The 18,856-nt window shown below is 49.4% G+C and carries 20 protein-coding genes and 1 other RNA gene; 2 read left to right on the top strand and 19 right to left on the bottom strand.

The features are described from left to right. Window positions 1-4: 4 nt before the first annotated feature. The 19 genes from tyrS to P771_RS0103790 all read right to left on the bottom strand — a co-directional run bounded on the left by tyrS (window position 5) and on the right by P771_RS0103790 (window position 16,995). Complete coding sequence (tyrS, locus tag P771_RS0103885) at window positions 5-1,204, bottom strand: tyrosine--tRNA ligase (protein ID WP_028574106.1); 1,200 nt, start codon at window positions 1,202-1,204, stop codon at window positions 5-7. Window positions 1,205-1,229: 25 nt separating this feature from the next. Continuing rightward, complete coding sequence (gene rny, locus P771_RS0103880; protein ID WP_028574105.1) at window positions 1,230-2,789, bottom strand: ribonuclease Y; 1,560 nt, start codon at window positions 2,787-2,789, stop codon at window positions 1,230-1,232. A gap of 210 nt (window positions 2,790-2,999) precedes the next feature. Beyond that, window positions 3,000-3,183, bottom strand: a non-coding RNA gene (gene ssrS, locus P771_RS18630) — 6S RNA. A gap of 24 nt (window positions 3,184-3,207) precedes the next feature. Further along, window positions 3,208-3,480: a cell division protein ZapA gene (locus P771_RS0103865; RefSeq protein ID WP_028574104.1), complete on the bottom strand. Its 273-nt coding sequence runs from the start codon at window positions 3,478-3,480 to the stop codon at window positions 3,208-3,210. Further along, the gene (locus tag P771_RS0103860) at window positions 3,480-3,659 is read right to left on the bottom strand and encodes a hypothetical protein (protein WP_028574103.1); all 180 of its coding nucleotides are present in this window, start codon (window positions 3,657-3,659) and stop codon (window positions 3,480-3,482) included. Before P771_RS0103860 ends, P771_RS0103865 begins: the two co-directional genes overlap by 1 nt. A gap of 22 nt (window positions 3,660-3,681) precedes the next feature. Next, window positions 3,682-5,064, bottom strand: a complete 1,383-nt coding sequence (glmU, locus tag P771_RS0103855; protein ID WP_150112132.1) for a bifunctional UDP-N-acetylglucosamine diphosphorylase/glucosamine-1-phosphate N-acetyltransferase GlmU — start codon at window positions 5,062-5,064, stop codon at window positions 3,682-3,684. 116 nt (window positions 5,065-5,180) lie between these two features. After that, complete coding sequence (locus P771_RS0103850; RefSeq protein WP_028574101.1) at window positions 5,181-5,609, bottom strand: F0F1 ATP synthase subunit epsilon; 429 nt, start codon at window positions 5,607-5,609, stop codon at window positions 5,181-5,183. A 23-nt stretch (window positions 5,610-5,632) separates the two neighbouring features. Next, the gene (atpD, locus tag P771_RS0103845) at window positions 5,633-7,042 is read right to left on the bottom strand and encodes a F0F1 ATP synthase subunit beta (RefSeq protein WP_028574100.1); all 1,410 of its coding nucleotides are present in this window, start codon (window positions 7,040-7,042) and stop codon (window positions 5,633-5,635) included. 16 nt (window positions 7,043-7,058) lie between these two features. Beyond that, complete coding sequence (locus P771_RS0103840; protein ID WP_028574099.1) at window positions 7,059-7,934, bottom strand: F0F1 ATP synthase subunit gamma; 876 nt, start codon at window positions 7,932-7,934, stop codon at window positions 7,059-7,061. 12 nt (window positions 7,935-7,946) lie between these two features. Further along, window positions 7,947-9,455, bottom strand: a complete 1,509-nt coding sequence (gene atpA / locus P771_RS0103835) for a F0F1 ATP synthase subunit alpha (protein WP_028574098.1) — start codon at window positions 9,453-9,455, stop codon at window positions 7,947-7,949. A 4-nt stretch (window positions 9,456-9,459) separates the two neighbouring features. Then, a complete protein-coding gene (atpH, locus tag P771_RS0103830; RefSeq protein ID WP_028574097.1) occupies window positions 9,460-10,011 on the bottom strand; it encodes an ATP synthase F1 subunit delta in 552 nt (183 codons plus the stop codon). After that, on the bottom strand, window positions 10,008-10,577 hold the full coding sequence (locus tag P771_RS0103825) for a F0F1 ATP synthase subunit B (RefSeq protein WP_244147284.1): 570 nt from the start codon (window positions 10,575-10,577) through the stop codon (window positions 10,008-10,010). The genes atpH and P771_RS0103825 overlap by 4 nt, the downstream gene beginning before the upstream one ends. 28 nt (window positions 10,578-10,605) lie before the next feature. Further along, a complete protein-coding gene (locus tag P771_RS0103820; protein WP_028574095.1) occupies window positions 10,606-11,028 on the bottom strand; it encodes a F0F1 ATP synthase subunit B in 423 nt (140 codons plus the stop codon). A 217-nt stretch (window positions 11,029-11,245) separates the two neighbouring features. After that, window positions 11,246-11,590, bottom strand: coding sequence for a bactofilin family protein (locus tag P771_RS0103815; protein ID WP_028574094.1), 345 nt, complete (start codon window positions 11,588-11,590; stop codon window positions 11,246-11,248). 50 nt (window positions 11,591-11,640) lie between these two features. Further along, window positions 11,641-12,747: a rod shape-determining protein RodA gene (gene rodA / locus P771_RS0103810; RefSeq protein WP_028574093.1), complete on the bottom strand. Its 1,107-nt coding sequence runs from the start codon at window positions 12,745-12,747 to the stop codon at window positions 11,641-11,643. 103 nt (window positions 12,748-12,850) lie between these two features. Beyond that, window positions 12,851-14,644 carry a penicillin-binding protein 2 gene (gene mrdA / locus P771_RS0103805; RefSeq protein WP_028574092.1) on the bottom strand — a complete coding sequence of 598 codons (1,794 nt, stop codon included), beginning with the start codon at window positions 14,642-14,644 and terminating at the stop codon, window positions 12,851-12,853. After that, window positions 14,622-15,092, bottom strand: a complete 471-nt coding sequence (locus P771_RS18160) for a hypothetical protein (RefSeq protein WP_051617089.1) — start codon at window positions 15,090-15,092, stop codon at window positions 14,622-14,624. Before P771_RS18160 ends, mrdA begins: the two co-directional genes overlap by 23 nt. A 6-nt stretch (window positions 15,093-15,098) precedes the next feature. Continuing rightward, window positions 15,099-15,947 (bottom strand): rod shape-determining protein MreC, encoded by an 849-nt coding sequence (gene mreC, locus P771_RS16350; protein WP_051617088.1) that lies wholly within the window; start codon window positions 15,945-15,947, stop codon window positions 15,099-15,101. Between the two features lie 7 nt (window positions 15,948-15,954). Further along, window positions 15,955-16,995, bottom strand: a complete 1,041-nt coding sequence (locus P771_RS0103790; protein ID WP_028574091.1) for a rod shape-determining protein — start codon at window positions 16,993-16,995, stop codon at window positions 15,955-15,957. Between the two features lie 98 nt (window positions 16,996-17,093). Here P771_RS0103790 and mnmL point away from each other — a divergent pair, with 98 nt between their 5' ends. Both mnmL and truA read left to right on the top strand, forming a co-directional pair. After that, window positions 17,094-18,035: a tRNA modification radical SAM protein MnmL/YtqA gene (gene mnmL, locus P771_RS16345; protein ID WP_051617087.1), complete on the top strand. Its 942-nt coding sequence runs from the start codon at window positions 17,094-17,096 to the stop codon at window positions 18,033-18,035. Next, window positions 18,032-18,796: a tRNA pseudouridine(38-40) synthase TruA gene (truA, locus tag P771_RS0103780; protein WP_035243854.1), complete on the top strand. Its 765-nt coding sequence runs from the start codon at window positions 18,032-18,034 to the stop codon at window positions 18,794-18,796. Before mnmL ends, truA begins: the two co-directional genes overlap by 4 nt. Window positions 18,797-18,856: the final 60 nt, after the last annotated feature.

The raw sequence follows: 18,856 nt of genomic DNA, 5'->3' as shown, positions 1-18,856 counted from the left end.
GTCCCTAATCCACTTTGACTTTTAAAAATCTTTTTTTACCTACCTTGAGAACATGGACACCAGGCTCAAAAACATGGTCCGGATCCGTTATTTTTTCACCATCATGATGGCCGACTGCATTTTGCCTGCAGAGCCTTTTGGCTTCTCCTTTAGAAGAGCAGAGTCCACTTTGGACAAGAATATCAGCAAGCCTGATCTCTTTGGATCGAGCAGAAAACTCCGGCAGATCCAGGGGAACATTGTGTCTGGAAAAGACCTGATTAAAGTTGTCCCGTTCCCGCTGGCCAGCCTCCAGACCATGGAACCGGGCTGTTATCTCCTGGGCCAGATCTTCCTTGCAGACCTTGGGGTGAAGAACGCCTGACTCCACATCTGCCCTGAGTTTCAACACCTCTGACATTTCCAGATCGGAAAGCAGCTCATAGTAACGCCACATGAGGTCGTCAGAGATGGACATAAGCTTGCCAAACATGTCTTTGGGCGACTCATCTATGCCTATATAATTTCCCAGAGACTTGCTCATCTTCTGGATACCGTCGGTTCCCTCCAGAATCGGCATGGTCAAAATGACCTGGGGCTCCTGTCCGTATTCTCTCTGCAGGACCCTGCCCATGAGCAGATTGAATTTCTGGTCGGTTCCGCCCAGCTCTACATCAGCCTGCAGAGCCACGGAATCATATCCCTGGACCAGAGGGTACAAAAATTCATGGATGGCAATGGGCCGGTTGTCCTTGTACCTCTTCTCAAAATCGTCCCGTTCCATCATTCTGGCAACTGTGTACCTGGAACACAGTTCAATAAAGTCTGCAGCCCCGAACTTGTCCATCCAGGATGAGTTAAAAGCAAGTTCGGTTTTATCAGGATCCAGAATTTTGAAGATCTGCCGCTTATAGGTTTCAGCGTTCTGCATCACCTGCTCACGGGTCAATTTCTTTCTTGTTTCGGATTTACCTGAAGGATCACCGATCATTCCGGTAAAATCGCCGATCAGAAAAACGATCTTGTGCCCCAGGTCCTGAAAATGTTTAAGCTTTTGAATCAGGACGGTATGTCCCAGATGAAGATCCGGGGCAGTAGGGTCAAAGCCGGCCTTGACCCTGAGTGGTGTCTTTTTTTGCAGCTTGTGGGCCAATTCCTGCTCATCTATGATCTCAGCGCTTCCCCGCCTGATGAGCTCCAGTGATTTATTAAGATCAGATCCCATTTTTACAGTATTTCCTTGACATTGACTATTTAGCGTATCCCACGGCCCGTTTTTCCCTGATCACCGTGACCTTGATCTGTCCTGGGTAGGTCATGTTCTCTTCGATCTTTCTGGCTATATCCTTACAAAGAAGATGGGTCTTGTCGTCATCCACCTGGTCGCAGTCCACCATCACCCGCACTTCCCGTCCGGCCTGGATGGCAAAAGACCTGTTTACCCCGTCAAAACCCGTGGCGATCTTCTCCAGGTCCTCAAGTCTGTTGACGTAATTCTCCAAAAGCTCCTTTCTGGCTCCAGGTCTTGCACCGGATAATCCATCCGCTGCCTGGACCAGAACCGCCAGTATGGAGGACGGCTGAACATCCTCATGATGGGCTGCAATGGCATGGACTATTTCTTTTGATTCACTGTATTTTTTAGCCAAATCAGCCCCAATCACAGCATGGGGACCTTCTACTTCATGGTCCACAGCCTTACCTAGATCATGAAGCAGCCCTGCCCGCTTGGCCTTTTTCTGGTCAATGCCCAGTTCAGCCGCCATTATCCCACAGAGAAAGGCCACTTCAATGGAATGCTGCAGGACATTCTGGGAAAAGCTGGTCCGATAATGCAGATGCCCCAGCAGGCGGATCAGTTCCGGATGGATGCCGTGGACCCCCACATCAAAGGTTGACTGTTCCCCGATGTCACGCAACTTCACGTCCATTTCCTGCTTGACTTTTTCTACAATATCTTCAATCCGGGCTGGGTGAATTCGTCCGTCACTGATCAGACGTTCCAGGGATTGTTTGGCTACTTCCCTGCGAAGAGGACTGAAGGCCGACAGGACAACTGTCTCAGGGGTGTCATCAATAATCAGGTCTACGCCTGTGGCAGCCTCAATAGCCCTGATATTTCTTCCTTCTCTGCCTATTATTCTGCCCTTCATATCTTCACTGGGCAATTCCACTGTAGAAACAGTATGCTCTGACACATAGTCTCCGGCATATCTCTGAATGGCCAGTGCCAGGATCTCCTTGGACTTTTTAGAGGCTGCTTCCTGGGCCTCCATTTCAATCTGGCGAATCATCTTTGCAGCCTCATGCCTAGTCCGGCTCTCAATATCCGCAACCAGCCTGGCCTTGGCCTCTTCTCTGGTCAACCCAGAAATCTCCTCTAACTTTGAAGTCTCTTTTTCAATTATGGTCTTTAGCTGCTGTTCCTTGTCTTCCAGGGCCCTTTCCTGCTTGGCCACCCTGTTTTCCCAGGATACGACCTCGCTCTCCTTCTGAGCCACTTTTTCCAGCTTTCTCTCCAGGCGTTCCTCTTTTTCCTGCAGCCTCTGCTCTTGCCTTTTCAGCTCTTTTTCCCTTTCTCTGGCCTCTCTTTCCAACTCTTTCTTCTGTTTGAAGATTTCGTCCTTGGCCTGAAGCAGAAGCTCTTTTTTCTGAGCAGCTGCTTCTTTTCTGGCCTCTTCCAGTATTTTGCTGGCCAGTTCCTGGTTATCGCGCAACTCTTTGTTGATGAAATATTTCTGCGCTGCAAATCCAATGACGGCTCCAACGCCAATGGCGATAAAGGCGGTTATGACAACGGCGCTCCACATGGCAGTTTCTCCTTAATTATATGTTATTTTCCCTTGCACATGACAAATCATAGTACAGCATGACCGCCATGGGAAATTGAGGCACTGATAATCAGCATGCAAAAGGTCTTTGAATCCTTGAACCTGATGGGAGAGGAGGGCCTTGAGGATTACCTTGAATCCGGAAAAGGAAACTGATGAGACCCGGCTGGTCTGAGTTGAGACGGGTGAAAGTTCCCCAGCAGGCCGTGTGGGAACTTATTTTGAACCTCGTAATTATAGGTGGGCGCCAAAGCAGTCCCTTCAGGCTCCCCTGGGGTAACCAGGGTATGCACACCAGGACCGCGCAACGGCTCCCATGAGGTTAGTGTTGGCTCAAAATAAATTGCCTTCATCACGAACCTGCCAGGAATTATCTTGATAAACATCTCTGTCTTTATCACTTTTTGGTCTCAAGCCGGTCAATTTTCCGTAGTTGTTCATCAACTTTGGCCTGCAACTCGGCAAGCCTCTGGTCGGAATGCAGATAATCATCGGCTAGGCTGAGGGCCAGAAAGACCAGAAGCCGTTCTTTGCTCAGCTTACTTCCTCTTTTTTCAAGCTCGGCAAAACGCTCCTCCAGCAATTTGCTCGCCTGTTCAACCCTTTCAGGTCCGGCATCAGTCCTGAAAGTTAAATCAAGCCCCAAAATATTTATATTATATCCAGGCATTAAGATGCTGTTTCATCGTCGATCTTTTGCAACAGATCGTTAACTTTCCCCAAAACCAGGTTGTTTTTATGACGTTCGCTCTCCAAATCCTTTTTAAGAACCAGGTTTTCCTGTTCAAGCTTATGCTTGATTTCCAGCAAATCGTCAATTTTAAGGGATAGCTGTTCTATTGCGTCCATTATTTTTACTTCTAATTTTAATCTAATTTTTTTTCAAGGGATTTTTCCCAGGAAGGTTTTTCTGCCTTGTTCTTGCCACAGCCAATGACTCTTCCGGCACGTCCATGGTAATAGTTGACCCCGCACCGATCAGGCTCCCCTGCTTGAGCTTCACCGGAGCTACCAGGGCTGAATTGCTGCCGATGAATACTCCGTCTTCAATAATGGTCTTATGCTTTTTCCTGCCATCATAGTTACATGTGATGGTACCGGCACCCACGTTGACCTTGTTGCCCATCAAGGTATCACCTATGTATGACAGGTGACTGGCCTTACTGCCCTGCCCCACCCGGGAATTTTTGATTTCCACAAAATTTCCAATTCTGCTTTCACGCTCAAGAACCGTTCCTGGCCGGAGCCTTGAAAACGGGCCAACTACTGCATCATTAGAAATATCAGAATTCTCGATATGCGAAAATGATAACACTTTACATCCTGACAGCCTGCTGCTCCTGATTACACAGTGCGAGTCTATTACTGTGCCCTGGCCAATGTATGATTTGCCGTAGATCTCGCATGGTCCGGTTATATCCACTCCAGCTTCCAATTCCACTTCAGGCCCTATCCTGACCTGCTGGCGGTTCCTGATGATTACCCCTTTATCTATAAGATGATCGATCCTCTTTCTGACCAGGAACTCCTCCTGAACCACTAGCTGCCCTGGAGTATTAATGCCAAGCAACTCCGGGCAGTTCCCGGCCGCAACCCCCACTATCTTCATATTATATGCAGCCCCAAGAGAAATGAGCTGGGTAATATAGAGTTCTCCCTGCTTGTTATTCCGGTCCAGATTAAACAGAATGTCTTCCAGGGCCTCGACCCGGAACATATAAATCCCTGAATTAACTTCACCGGTGCATGGACCATGCAGTTCAGGCCTGTAATCCTTGGCCTCCACAACTGCACATATTCTTCCTGCCCCGTCCCTGACCAGACGGCCATAGTCGGATGAATCATCCAGATTCAGGGTTAGCAGTGCTATATCGGCATTTTCCGAAGATACTGCGGATATGAGCATCTCCAGCTGCACCTGACTGACCAGAGGAGTATCGCCGTTGGCGACCAAAAGCCACTTTGAGCCGGAAGCTCTGATTCGCTCCCATGCAATTTGCAGGGCATGTCCAGTACCTTGTTGATACTCCTGAAAAACAAAGTTTTCTTCTTCCCTGGGAAAGGCCTCAGCCAGATGTTCCCGTCCGTGGCCGACCACCAGGAATTTATTTTTGAATTTCACTCTTTCTAAAGTGCTAAGGAGGTACCAGAGCATAGGCTTGCCCAGCAACTCATGCAGGACCTTGGGCAGCTCCGATCTCATTCGGGTTCCCTTGCCTGCAGCTAGAACAAGGGCGCAGGTGTTCCCAACAATGGACTTATGCATCTTCTTCCTTGGTTTGACTAAAAAATAATTTAATCTCCAGGTCCTGTCTACATAAAAAAAGCCCCGCGTTGGCGGGGCTTTTTTTAGATCTAAACCATTTTCAATTACATGGAGCAGGTTCCGGCACTTACTGCGCTTTCCCTGCATTTCATTCTGTGCATGGCTCTAGCCATTGCCGCCTTGGCCTTGGCATAGTCAACCTGATCTTTTTGCTGACTGACCCTCTGCTCTGCCTTTTCTCTGGCCTTTCTGGCCCTTTCCACACTGATCTCATCCGCTTTTTCCGCAACCTCGGCCAGGACAGTCACTTTAGTAGGAGTGACCTCGGCAAACCCACCGGAAATAAATACAAAATATTTTTTCCCGTTTTGCTTATAAAACAAGCTGCCTATACCTAAGGCGGAAAGAAAGGGGATGTGGCTGGGCATTACCCCAAACTCACCCTGTACCCCGGGTGCGCCAACATACTCAACATCTTCGCTGAGCAGATTACGGTCCGGAGTTACAATTTCCAGCTTAATCAAATTAGCCATAATTTCACCTTATAGCTTGAGTATTAATCTTTTTTGGCATTCTCAAGAACTTCGTCTATTCCGCCTACCATATAAAACGCTCCTTCCGGTACGTCGTCGTGCTTGCCTTCGATTACTTCCTTGAATCCGCGAATTGTGTCTTCAAGCTTTACATAACGTCCCGGCTTTCCTGTAAACTGCTCGGCCACGTGGAAGGGCTGAGACAGAAAACGCTGAATCTTTCTGGCCCTGGATACGGTGATCTTGTCCTCGTCTGAAAGCTCGTCCATACCCAGAATGGCGATGATGTCCTGAAGATCCTTGTACTTCTGAAGGATCATCTGAACTTCACGGGCTACCATATAGTGATCCTCCCCCAGAATATTGGGGTCGAGAATCCTGGATGTGGAGTCAAGGGGATCAACCGCAGGGTATATTCCAAGCTCTGCAATCTGACGGGATAAAACAATGGTTCCGTCCAGATGCGAGAAGGTGGTGGCAGGAGCAGGGTCGGTCAAGTCATCAGCAGGCACGTAAACAGCCTGGACCGATGTGATGGAGCCCTTGGTGGTTGATGTGATTCTTTCCTGCAGCGCGCCAAGGTCTGTTCCCAGAGTGGGCTGATATCCAACAGCTGACGGCATCCGCCCCAGAAGCGCGGAAACTTCTGATCCGGCCTGGGTGAAACGGAAGATATTGTCGATGAAGAGCAGAACGTCCTGGTTTTCCTCATCCCGGAAGTACTCTGCGCAAGTCAGAGCAGTAAGGCCAACTCTGGCCCGGGCTCCTGGAGGCTCGTTCATCTGACCGTAAATAAGAGCGGCCTTGTCAATAACTCCTGCGTCAATCATTTCATGGTAAAGGTCGTTACCCTCACGAGTCCTTTCGCCAACACCGGCGAACACGGAAATACCGCCGTGTTCCTTTCCGATATTGTTGATCATTTCCATAAGAACAACTGTCTTTCCAACACCGGCACCGCCAAACATGCCCATTTTTCCGCCCTTGGGAAAGGGAACCAGCAGGTCAATAACTTTTACGCCGGTTTCCAAAAGCTCAATCTTGGTGCTCTGCTCAACAAAAGAAGGTGCAGGCCGGTGAATGGGATAGTACTTGTCCGCTTTAACAGGACCTTTCTGATCAACAGGCTTGCCGACAACATTAAGGATTCTTCCCAGAGAGGGCTTTCCAACGGGAACAGAAATGGCCTGACCAGTGTCTTTACCTTCCATGCCCCTGACCAGACCATCGGTGGAATCCATTGATATGCAGCGAACTACATTGTTCCCCAGATGCTGGGCTACTTCAACCACCAGATTGTCCTTTTCATCGGAAATGGTCGGGTTGGAGATGGTGACGGCATTAAAAATGTTGGGAAGTTTACCTTCCGGAAATTCAAGGTCAACAACAGGTCCGATGACCTGAACGATTTTTCCTGTGTTCTGTGCACTCATGTTTTATCGCCCCCTATTATCCTTGTTTCAGTGCTTCTGCACCGCCTACTATATCCATTAGTTCAGTAGTGATTGTTGCCTGTCTGGCCTTGTTGTAAACTAGGGTCAATTGTCCGACCAGGTCGTCGCAGTTCTTTGTAGCATTATCCATAGCTGTCATCCTGGCTGCGTGCTCACTGGCAGAGGTATCAAGCATTCCCCTGTACATCTGCACTTTGACATACCTGGGCAAGAGCTCAGTTAACAGCCCTTCTATGGAAGGCTCGAAGATGTACTCGCCGGAACCGCCGGGCTGGGCCTCTGTCTGTTCTTGTTCAACAGGAAGGACCTGGCTGGCTATGGGTAGCTGCTTGACCATGGATTCAAACTGCCCGAAAACGATCTGGACCTCGTCAAGTTCACCCTCTAAATATTTGTCAATGACCATGGTGCCCGTTTCATTGGCAAGCTGAAAGTCAAAGGTGTTCATGACGTCCGGATAGCTTTTCAGAATTTCAAAACCGCGCTTGCTGATAAAGTCCCGTCCTTTTTTGCCTATGCAAACAAACTTGACCTCTTTGCCCTCCTCCTTCTTTTTATTAGCCAGCTTAAAAGCCGTCTGACAGAGATTTACATTAAAGCTGCCGCAAAGGCCCTTGTCCGAGGTGACCAGAATGATCCCCACAGCCTTAATCTCCTCTCTTTTCTCAAGAAGTGGATGCACACCCGAGTCCACCCTGGAAGCCAGGTCAGAAAGGACTTCGGTATATTTTTCTGCATAGGGACGGAAGCGCTCGATTCGTTGCTGAGCATTGCGCAATTTGGCCGAGGCCACCATGTTCATGGCCTTGGTTATCTGCTTGGTCTTTTTGACCGCGCCGATTTTTCTTTGTATGTCCCTTAATGATGCCATTTAACTCTCCCGTTAGGCCTTAAAAGTCTTTTTAAATTCATCAATGGCGGCTGCAATCTTGCTGTCCAGATCACTGTCCAGATCTTGCTTTTCCTTGATTTCCTTGAGAATTTCAGACTTCTGGCTGCGCATGAACTCAAGAATTTCAGACTCAAATTTGGCTACGGCATCCACTGGGATGTCATCAAGATAACCCTTGGTTCCGCAATAAAGGGAAATAACCTGTTCTTCTGCGCTCATGGGCTGGTACTGAGGCTGTTTCAAAAGCTCAACCAGACGCTCACCGCGGGTCAGACGCCGCTGAGTACCTTTGTCCAGGTCCGAGCCAAACTGGGCGAATGCGGCAAGTTCACGATACTGGGCCAGATCAAGACGCAGGGTCCCTGCAACTTTTTTCATGGCCTTAATCTGGGCTGCCCCACCAACTCTGGATACTGAGAGGCCGACGTTGATGGCCGGGCGCACACCAGCGTAAAAGAGGTTGGGCTCAAGGTAAACCTGGCCGTCGGTAATGGAAATAACGTTGGTCGGGATGTAAGCGGAAACGTCACCGGCCTGAGTCTCAATGATAGGCAGAGCTGTCAGTGAACCCGCACCCTGATCATCGCTCATCTTGGCTGCACGTTCAAGCAGTCTGGAATGAAGATAGAAAACGTCTCCAGGAAAGGCCTCACGTCCCGGGGGGCGCCTCAGGAGCAGGGACATCTGCCTGTAAGAAACGGCCTGCTTGGAAAGATCATCATAAATGATCAGGGCGTGCTTACCGCTGTCACGGTAGTATTCGCCCATGGTGCAGCCTGAATAGGCAGCAATGAACTGCAAAGATGCCGGATCAGAAGCAGTAGCTGAAACAACGGTGGTGTATTCCATGGCTCCATGCTGCTTAAGTACGTCAACAACCTGGGCAACAGTAGACTTTTTCTGACCTACGGCCACATATATGCAATGAACATCGCTTTCTTTCTGAGCAAGGATGGCATCAACGCAGATGGCGGTCTTGCCCACCTGCCGGTCACCGATAATCAGTTCACGCTGGCCCCGTCCGATGGGTGTCATGGCGTCAACAGCCTTAAGACCGGTATACATGGGCTCGTGAACCGACTTTCTCTCAACAATACCTGGAGCCTTGATTTCAACCAGCCTGGTCTCGGAACCCTGGATCGGACCCTGTCCATCCAGAGGCCTTCCTAGAGGATCGATTACCCGTCCGCGGACTCCCTCACCCACTGGCACCTGGACGATCTTACCGGTCCTTTTTACCAGGTCTCCTTCCTTAATCTCTGTATCTTCACCAAGAAGGGCGCAGCCGACGCTGTCTTCTTCAAGGTTGAGCACCATCCCCATTACCCCGCCGGGGAATTCCAGGAGTTCCATGGCCATTACGTTTTCAACGCCGTAAACACGGGCAATACCGTCACCTACCGACAGCACCACACCGGTTTCACTCATCTCAACGCGTTTTTCGTAATTCTTGATCTGACCCTCAATGATCTGGCTGATTTCTTCTGCTTTTATCTGCATAGCCCTACTCACCCCTCTTTATGTTTTCTTTGAGAATTTGAAGTTGCGCCCTGATACTGGCATCCAAAACCTTATCACCAACCTTCAGCATGAGACCGCCAATGATGTCCTGGTCTACGTTGTAGTCCATGACGACTTTCCGGCCCGACTGCTTTTCCAGCTTTCCGGCAATTTCCTGCTTCATATTGTCAGCCAGCTTGACGGCTGTGACAATCTCACCCCTGACAATACCCTCGAATTCATCAAGAAGCTTGGAATAATAGACCTGAATCTCTGGTAGACAATCCAGCCTGCCCTTATCAGCCAGCAGGTAACAAAAGTTACTAATCACTGGTCCGGGTTTGAGCTTGGCCAGAATCTGTTTCAGGATCCCCTTCTTTTCAGCAACCGTAAAGATGGGATTCCTGAATACCCTGACCAGCTCGGGCGTGCCTTCCAGTGCACTGATGATCTTTGCCAGATCCTCCCCATAAGCCTTCAGCTCCTTATCCCCTTGCTTCTGGCCAAGGGCGAACAGAGCCCGGGCATACCTTCGGGCAACAATATTTCCTATCAATTTAGCACCACCCTTGTTAGACTATCGTTGATCAAAGCTTTATGGTCCTCGGCCTTCAACTTCTTCTTGATCATGGCTTCAGCAGCCTGAGTCACGCTTTCGGCAAGTTCCGTCCTGATTTCATCAAGGGCCAGTTTTGCCTCCTGCTCAGCACTGACCTTGGCCTGCTGTTTGATCATCACAGCAGCCGACTCAGCCTTGGCAATAATTTCGGCCTTGAGGGCGTCACCCTGGGCCTTGGCCTGGGCAAGAATCGCCTGTTTTTCATTCTCAAGGTCGGCAATGCTCTGCTCCACTTCAGCCAGTTTTTGTTCTGCCTGCTTGCGCCTGGCATCAAGATCGCTGAGCTCTGTCTCAATTTCCTTGCTCCGACCAGGGAAAAACGTGAACAGTTTTTTACCGCCGGCATAGTAGAGGATGGCCAGGAATATTACAAAGTTGATCACCCTCCAGGCCTGATTCTTGAGATCCGGATGCATCCCAATGGGGTCAACCATGGTAAAAATTCCAGCGGCAACCAGCAGGAGCGCCAAAATAAGCGGCACGGTCTTGTTTCCTTTCAACACACAGCCCTCCTTAAAGAAATATTTATGATTATGCCTTGCTCAGAATCTTGTCCGTTGCCTTGGCAGCAAACTTCTCAACTTCCTTCTTCAGAATCGAAATTGCAGACTGCTTGTCTTTGGACACCCCTTCCCTGGCGCTTTTGACAATGCCTCCGGCTTCTTCTGAAGCAGCATCTATTATCTTCCTTTCCTCATGATAACCTGCTTCTTTGAACTCGGACCTGATCTCCTGGGCCTGGACCCTTGCCTTGTCCAGCTCCAGTCTGTAAGCCTGCATCTTATCCTGGGAAGACTTGGTGAATTCCTCAATCTCATCGACCTTTTGGGACATGATTTCAGCCCGCTTCTTCAGCATTCCGCGGATGGGCTTGTACAAAATCAGGTTCAGCAGCAACAGGATGATCAGAAAATTAACAAGTTGAATAAAAAAAGTGACATTAATATCAATCATGGCGCCTCCCGAGAGAATGTGAAATTTTGTTCAAAGTTGCGGTTTGATGGTTAAGGACACTGAGCATTTAGCCAATTTAAGAGTTTGTGTCAAAACCTTTTTACCATTTTTTACCAGAACCAAACATGACGAAACCTGGTTTGTTAATGTTTTCACATTGTTTGACTGGCTAAGTTTTTATGGATTTATCGGACCATGACCCCTCAGCATAACGTTGTTACTCAACTTCTGGCGTTTCCGGACTCATATTGATCTCTCCCTTGACCACAGCACCCTCCTCCACCACCAGAGTCGGAGTTGTAATTTTGCCACTGATATTGGCCTGCTTATAAAGGACAACCTTGGCCTGGGCCTTGAGATCACCCTCAAGGGCTCCGCTGAGAACCAGCTGTCCAACATTAATAGTGCCCCTGACATGGGCTTCATTGCCCACTATCAGGGTCCCGTCCGATTCAATTTCACCTTCAAACTCGCCATCGATGCGCACAGTCCCCTTGAAAACTAATTTTCCCTGATAAGTGGTACCCATGCCCATGAATGCGTTTATTTCATCTTTAGCCATTTTCTCTCCTTTTGATTTTAACAGTCTTTCAAATAGACTAGACATGTCCATCATCCTTTGAACATGAATCTGCGCATGGACACGTTCAGCACCAGCCCGATCATGATAAAGTTTACAAGCAGCGAGGTTCCACCGTAACTGATGAATGGAAGCGGAATACCCACGACCGGCATCAACCCAAGAACCATGCCCATGTTGATGAGGATCTGCCAGAAAAAGTAAAAAAATACTCCTACGCAGAGCAACGAGCCAAACCTGTCCTTGGCCTCCCTGGAACAAATGAATATCTGGTATAAAAACAGACAGAAAAGAAATAAAAGAATTATTGCCCCGAAAAATCCCCACTCTTCACCAAATACAGAGAAGGCAAAATCTGTATGTTTTTCAGGCAGAAATCGCAACTGGCTCTGGGTACCCTCCATGAAACCCTTTCCCCAGAATCCCCCGGATCCGATTGCTATCTGGGATTGTATGACATGATAGCCCGACCCCAGGGGGTCCTGACCCGGATTCAAAAAAGTCAGCAGCCTGGTCTTCTGGTAATCCTTCAAAAAAAACCAGCCCGCAGGCAGAAGTAGCGGTACTGTCACAACAAGACCTTTGAATACATTTTTCCTGATGCCATGATAAATAACCATACCGGCAACCAGAAAAACCAGAAGAAGAGCCGAACCCAGATCCGGCTGCCTGGCAATAAGAAAAGCTGGGACCAGAGCCACCAAAAGGGTTTTAAGCAAATCTTTGAGTCCAAGTGGAGGAGCGATTTTGGCCAGGAAAGCCGCAGCCATAAGCAGAACTCCTATTTTGGCGACCTCACTGGGCTGAAAACTGAAGAAGCCCAGATCCAGCCATCTCTGGGCACCATAAATAGACTTGCCCCAGAAAATTACAGCCACTAGAAAAACCAGAGACAGTCCGTACACTGTCCAGGATCCGGTTTTAAGGTGTCTGTAATCAAAGGCCATAACCACGATCATGGCTGTCAGGCTAATCCCGCCCCAGATGATCTGCCTGTTGTAAAACGAGGTCAAAGCTGTGCCATCACCTACTCTGAAGGCGCTGGCCGAATAAAGGTTCAGCACCCCGGCTGAAAATAACAGAAAAATCACCGCCAGCATGGGCCAGTTGATATAAAGAAAAAGCTGCCGATCAATCATAAAAAGTATTACTGTTCCCTTGAGACGTATCTGGATCAAAATCCATTCAGACCGGATAAGACTTCAGGGGCACTTGAAAAGCTTGATGAATTATTATCTGCAATCACTGCCCTTTTTCCTGGGTTTCGTCAAAGATATAGTCGATCATTCCCCTGACCACCGGACCAGCTGCTGCGCTGCCCGAGCCTCCATGCTCCACCAGGGCCACAATGGCGTATTTTTGATCACCAGCATGGGCGAAACCGGCCATCCAACCATGGTGTCTGAGCCAGTATTCAACTGCCTCGACATCGTCCTCCATGTGTTCGGGCAAAAGCCTGACCACCTGGGCTGTGCCTGTTTTTCCTCCAACCACAACTCCGGGCTTGCGCAGTCTCCTGGCAGTACCCCTTTCTCCTTCAACGGTCTCGATCATTGTTTGATAAACAAAATCCCTTGCTGCCTTGCTCCAGGGCAGAGGCAAAGGGTCAACTTGATCTTCTCCCAAAAGAAGTGAAGGCTTATAGAGATGCCCGTCATTGATCAGGGCCGCCACAAATCTGGCAGTCTGCAAGGGAGTGACCAGGGTGAAGCCCTGGCCAATGGAAAGATTGAGGTTGTCTCCACCACGCCATCCTTCATTGAAACGCTGCCTCTTCCACTCCCTGGTGGGAATCAAGCCAGCCCTTTCGTGGGGCAGGTCTATGCCGGTCAAGCGTCCAAATCCGCTTTTAATGGCGAATTCACTTATCCTGTCCACACCCAGCCTGTCTCCCAGCTGATAATAGTAAACGTCACAGGACTCAACCAGGGACTTGGTCATATCAACCCAGCCATGACCCTTCCAGCACCTGAAGACTCTATTGCCCAGCCTGAAGGAACCAGGACAGAAAACCCTGTCCGACTCCCGAATGTCCGGATCCATATGGGCCATGCCCGCCATTACCAGCTTGAATACCGATCCGGGAGGGTAGGTGCTCTGAATACTTCTGTTCTGCAGCGGGTGGTGGGGATTGTTCAAAAGCTCCTGCCAGCGGGCGTGGGACAACCCAAATACAAACTTGTTGTTGTCATAGCCGGGAGCACTGACCATGGCCAGGATCTGTCCTGTGTCAGCCTCAAGGACCACCACAGACCCGGACCTGCCCTGCATAAGCTCGTAAGCTTTGCTTTGCATACCCAGGTCGATGCTGAGCTGAACATTTTGGCCGGACTGAGGCTTAACAAGGACTTCCTGGTGCAACACCCTGCCAGAAGCGTCTACCTCCATCCGCCTTAGCCCTCTGCTGCCTCTTAAAATTCTTTCCAGGGTGAACTCCAGGCCCTGCTTGCCAACGTTATCGCCCAGCCTGAGATCAGGATCAGCCTTGAGCTCCTCTTCGTTGGCCCTTGCCACGTAACCCAGGACATGGGAAAGAATTTCACCCTGAAGATATTTCCTTCTGGGCTGAACAACAACCTTGACCCCTGGCCAGTGAGGAGCCTCAGTTTCCACCCTGGTCAATGTATCAAAGGTAAGGTTGGAAACTATGATCTGGTTCTCAAAGGACCTGACCATGCTTCGCCCTCTTTGAAACTCTCCATGAATCTCTTCAGACGGGATGCCTGTCCATTTGCTGATCTGATCAAGGGTAGACGGAATATCCGGACAATCCTCACGAATCAGTGCCAGGCTGTAGGAAGGTTCGTTTACGGCCAGCAGCTCTCCGTTTCTGTCCAGAAAAAGCCCCCTGGGGGCATAGATGGGCTGCCTGCGCTGCAGGTTATCTTGCGCCTTTTGGGAAAAGTATTCACCCCGGTAAACCTGAAGGTACCAGAGTCTGATCGAAAAAACGCAGAACAGAGAAACAATAAGAAACAGCAGAAAATACGGGCCGAATCTTTCATGAAAATGACTATTTCCCTTGAACAGACTCATTGACAAAATACTTTTTGCATAAATTATAAGTTAGACACCAAAGGCAGAAATATACGCCCCATTGAATCGCCATGCCCTGCAAGCTGTACTGCCCTGTCAGGGACAGATCCTGGAGTGAAGCCATCACCGTGACTATCCACGGCTTGTAAATTGACAGGAATAAAAAAAGAAATAATGAAAACAAGATATTGCTGACTTCAAAAAAAGCCCCGCCTGTAAAAAAGAAGATCAGCAAGCCTGAATAAAAAAGAATGGCTGTACCAAAAGCCAGGTCACCGGCACCCTCCTGAATGAGCATCCAGAACAGTCCTGCCCAGAAAGCATAACTGAAAAAGCCCAGCTGCAGAAGCACAACCAAAGCTGGAGTCAAAAAATCCACCGAGGGAAGGGCAAATTGTCCCCAGACACCCAGAACAGTGTATATAAGCAGAAAAAAAGCCTTTTTCAATTTAGGCTATTCCTCGAAGCCCAGCTTTTCAATTTTGAGAAAGGAATTATTCTCCAGAATCATGACCTCTTCCTTGGTTCTGAAATCTGCAAGGGGTTCTGCCTCCACCAGCAGGAACAGGGATATTTCGGAACGAAGTATTCCGCTGACTCTGGCCACAGGAAGGCCTTTAGGATAAATACCGGCCAGGCCGGAAGTCACCAGCAGTTCGCCACTTTGCAGGGGGGAATTCAGATGCACGTATTGAACTGAAAAAGGCTTGCTGTAGCCCTGTCCGGCAAGGATTCCAGGCACCCTGGTTTCAGAACTTATCACTGGAATCCGACTGTTGGGATCCGATGTGAGTAGGACTGTAGAAAAATTCAGTCCGGTTTTAAAGGTCCGGCCAACAACGCTGTCTGGAGTAACCACGGGCAGATTGGGAGTGACACCCTGAAACTTGCCTTTATCAATGACGATGGAGTTAAGGGCTCCTAATGGGCCGAAATCATGAGCCACAACTCTAGCCCCTTGTCCATTCCAGCGGGGTGGAGGAGAAAAGTCCAGCAACCGCTCCAGACGGTCAGCCTGGGCAGACCGCTCATTCAACTCGGTTACTCTGGCCTGGAGATCTTCCACCTGCTGCCTCAGGGTCTGGTTTTCTGTATGTACCTCCATCAGCTGTACGTACCTGTCCCAGAAATCCCTGACACCTGAATGAATCAGCTTACCAGGCTTAACAGTCCAGCCCACAAACTCAAGCCCGGTTGAAGTGGCCAGTTGATCCAGGAAATGGGTTCGGGAATTCCAGGTATAGAGGCTCAGATAGAAAACAATAAAGATGAAAAAAAGCCCCAGAATTTTCTTGGGAGTCACTTCAAGGCTAATCTATTGTTACCTCCTTAAGAACATCCAGACTGTCCAGGACCTTGCCGGATCCTATCACAACCGTGGACAGGGGGTCGTCGACAACGGTGATGGGCAGTGAAGTCTCATCCCTGAGCAACTGGTCCAGCCCCTTTAAAAGGGCTCCGCCTCCGGTCAGCACAATTCCTCTGTCAACAATGTCAGCAGCCAGCTCCGGCGGGGTCTGCTCTAGAGCAACCCTGACACCCTGAACAATACTGTCCACCTGTTCGGAAATGGCCTTGCGGACCTCCTCGGAAGTAATGGTGATATTCTGAGGTATGCCTGACACCAGGTCCCGTCCCTTGACTACCATCTCCTGCTCCTCTTCCATTGGATAGGCTGAAGCAATAGTGGTCTTGATGAGTTCGGCACTGCCTTCTCCAATGAGCATGTTGTACTTGCGCTTGACATGGTGGCGGATGGCGTCATCCATCTTATCTCCTCCTACCCGGACCGAACGGCTGTAGACAATCCCGGACAGGGAAATCACAGCAACTTCAGTGGTTCCGCCCCCAATGTCCACCACCATGTTTGATGTGGGCTCGGTAATGGGCAGATTGGCACCAATAGCCGCTGCCATCGGTTCTTCAATAAGGTAGACCTCTCTAGCTCCGGCACTCTGGGCAGACTCCTTGACCGCTCTTTTTTCAACCTGGGTAATACCGGTGGGAACACAGATAATAATCCGGGGTCTGACCAGCCTTCGACTGTTGTGAACTTTGGTGATGAAATGTCTGAGCATGGCTTCGGTCACCTCGAAGTCAGCAATAACTCCATCCTTCATGGGCCTGATGGCGGTAATATTGCCCGGGGTCCTTCCCAGCATCTTCTTGGCCTCGCTGCCAACGGCCAGAACCTTGTTGTTGCCGCGGGAATCCCTTTTGACCGCAACCACCGAGGGTTCCCTTAAGACAATCCCTTTACCTTTGACATAAACACAGGTATTGGCTGTACCAAGGTCAATGGCCAGGTCATTGGAAACCGCGCCGAATATCTTGTCCAGTATTCTAGGCATACTTTCCTCTTATTAATGTTAAAATATCTACCACGATCAATCTTAAAATAATATCAGATTAATAGCGCCCAAGCAACATGGCATGAGGCCAATTTTTCATGCACCCATATCTATCCCTTTCCAGATACTGGAAAAAAAAATTTGGAACAAGAATCCAGAGGATTCCTCTGGATGCAGGTTTGAGCTGTCCCAACAGGGATGGTACTATTTCATACAAAGGCTGCATCTTTTGTAACGAACAGGGGTCAGGAACAGGCCTTCAACGTAATTCCGTCTCTTTGAAAGATCAATATAATCTATTCAGAAAAAAGCTGCTCCAGAAATATGGACCCATCAGGTTCGCCGCCTACCTGCAATCCTTTACCAATACCCACTGTGATTCGGACAGGCTGCAGGACATTCTGGACCAGCTCAAAGAACTTCCTGACCTGGATGTACTTTGTATAGGGACAAGACCTGATTGTCTGGATAAAGAAAAGCTCCGTATAATCGCTTCGTTTCCATGCCGGGAAATCTGGCTCGACCTGGGACTCCAAAGTTCCAAGGAAACCACTCTCAGGTTTATAAACCGAGGACACCTAGCCGAAGATTTCTCCAGGGCCTGCCACCTGGCTCATCAGCTAGACATTAAGGTCTGTGCCCATGTCATTGCCGGGCTTCCTGAGGAAGACCTCAAGGACTTCCTGGAAACCATCGCCTTTTTGAACAACCTGCCGGTTAACGGCATCAAGTTCCACAATCTATATGTATGCAAGAAAACTGAGCTTGCCCGAATCTGGTCGAAAAAAGAATACACCCCTTTGACCCTTGATCAGTATGTTTCCTGGATAGTCAGGGCCATATGTTTTCTCAGGCCGGACCTGGTCATCCACCGGCTTACCGGTGATCCGGCCAAGGGTGAACTCCTGGCTCCGGACTGGGCTGTTCAAAAAAATCTTATCCTGAATAAGATAAACCAGAGCATGGTCAGGGACGGTCTCTGGCAGGGCAGTCTCCTGCCAGTCAGCCAACTCGGCTGGCCTGTGACTGATCAGCCATGAGAATCAAGCTCGTTTTGGCCTATGAAGGCACCCGGTATCATGGATGGCAGCTTCAGAAAGACACAATGACCATCCAGGAGGTTGTTGAACAGGCTTTGGCAAAAATCTGTGATCACAAGATCAGGGTCCATGGATCCGGACGCACTGATGCCGGCACCCATGCCTTAGGTCAGGTTGCCCACTTTGACCCTCCGGACAGCAAGGCCCACATTCCCTGGCAACGAGCTTTGAACTCGGTTCTTCCTGAATCAGTCCGGGTAGTGAAATCCTGCCAGGTTGACAGAGAGTTCCACGCCCGGTTCAGTGCCCTTTCCAAGACTTATTCCTACACTTTGTGGACTGAACAGGATTTTGTTTATCCCCATAGAAGAAGATATGTCTGGAAGACCGGTCCGCTGGACATGGAGGCCATGACTCTGGCCTGCCGCCATATAACAGGCATCCACGACTTCAAATCTTTCATGAATGCCGGGACACCGGTTGCAAACACCAGACGGAGGGTCTTCAGTGCCGGGCTCTGCGAGGGTTTTCATCCCTGTGAGCTTGTATTCATGATCAAAGCAGACGGTTTTTTAAAACAGATGGTAAGAAATATCGTTGGATCTCTAGTGGCCATAGGCCGGGGCAAATTTCCCCCTGAACATATGGCAGAAATTCTGGACTTCAGAAACAGGTCCCTTGCTCCTCCCACAGCTCCGGCCAGGGGCCTCTGCCTGGAAAGAGTTGAGTACCCTCCCGCCCACCAGAAAAAGAAAACTTGACCTGTCTGACCTGCACTCCATGCCCCGGCTTCACATTGACTTTTTCCCAAAAAATATTAC

Source organism: Desulfonatronovibrio hydrogenovorans DSM 9292, from assembly GCF_000686525.1.
In the GTDB taxonomy this organism is placed as follows: Bacteria; Desulfobacterota; Desulfovibrionia; order Desulfovibrionales; family Desulfonatronovibrionaceae; genus Desulfonatronovibrio; species Desulfonatronovibrio hydrogenovorans.
Note: the sequence above shows the minus strand (reverse complement) of the source record. Positions and strands in the feature narration are given on the sequence as shown.

Bases quoted from the DNA above. Each gene is read 5' to 3' on its own strand.
- tyrS (WP_028574106.1), bottom strand. From the start codon at position 1,204: ATGGGATCTGATCTTAATAAATCACTGGAGCTCATCAGGCGGGGAAGC.
- rny (WP_028574105.1), bottom strand. From the start codon at position 2,789: ATGTGGAGCGCCGTTGTCATAACCGCCTTTATCGCCATTGGCGTTGGA.
- P771_RS0103865 (WP_028574104.1), bottom strand. From the start codon at position 3,480: ATGCCTGGATATAATATAAATATTTTGGGGCTTGATTTAACTTTCAGG.
- P771_RS0103860 (WP_028574103.1), bottom strand. From the start codon at position 3,659: ATGGACGCAATAGAACAGCTATCCCTTAAAATTGACGATTTGCTGGAA.
- P771_RS0103850 (WP_028574101.1), bottom strand. From the start codon at position 5,609: ATGGCTAATTTGATTAAGCTGGAAATTGTAACTCCGGACCGTAATCTG.
- atpD (WP_028574100.1), bottom strand. From the start codon at position 7,042: ATGAGTGCACAGAACACAGGAAAAATCGTTCAGGTCATCGGACCTGTT.
- P771_RS0103840 (WP_028574099.1), bottom strand. From the start codon at position 7,934: ATGGCATCATTAAGGGACATACAAAGAAAAATCGGCGCGGTCAAAAAG.
- atpA (WP_028574098.1), bottom strand. From the start codon at position 9,455: ATGCAGATAAAAGCAGAAGAAATCAGCCAGATCATTGAGGGTCAGATC.
- P771_RS0103820 (WP_028574095.1), bottom strand. From the start codon at position 11,028: ATGATTGATATTAATGTCACTTTTTTTATTCAACTTGTTAATTTTCTG.
- P771_RS0103815 (WP_028574094.1), bottom strand. From the start codon at position 11,590: ATGGCTAAAGATGAAATAAACGCATTCATGGGCATGGGTACCACTTAT.
- rodA (WP_028574093.1), bottom strand. From the start codon at position 12,747: ATGATTGATCGGCAGCTTTTTCTTTATATCAACTGGCCCATGCTGGCG.
- mrdA (WP_028574092.1), bottom strand. From the start codon at position 14,644: ATGAGTCTGTTCAAGGGAAATAGTCATTTTCATGAAAGATTCGGCCCG.
- P771_RS0103790 (WP_028574091.1), bottom strand. From the start codon at position 16,995: ATGCCTAGAATACTGGACAAGATATTCGGCGCGGTTTCCAATGACCTG.
- mnmL (WP_051617087.1), top strand. From the start codon at position 17,094: ATGCACCCATATCTATCCCTTTCCAGATACTGGAAAAAAAAATTTGGA.
- truA (WP_035243854.1), top strand. From the start codon at position 18,032: ATGAGAATCAAGCTCGTTTTGGCCTATGAAGGCACCCGGTATCATGGA.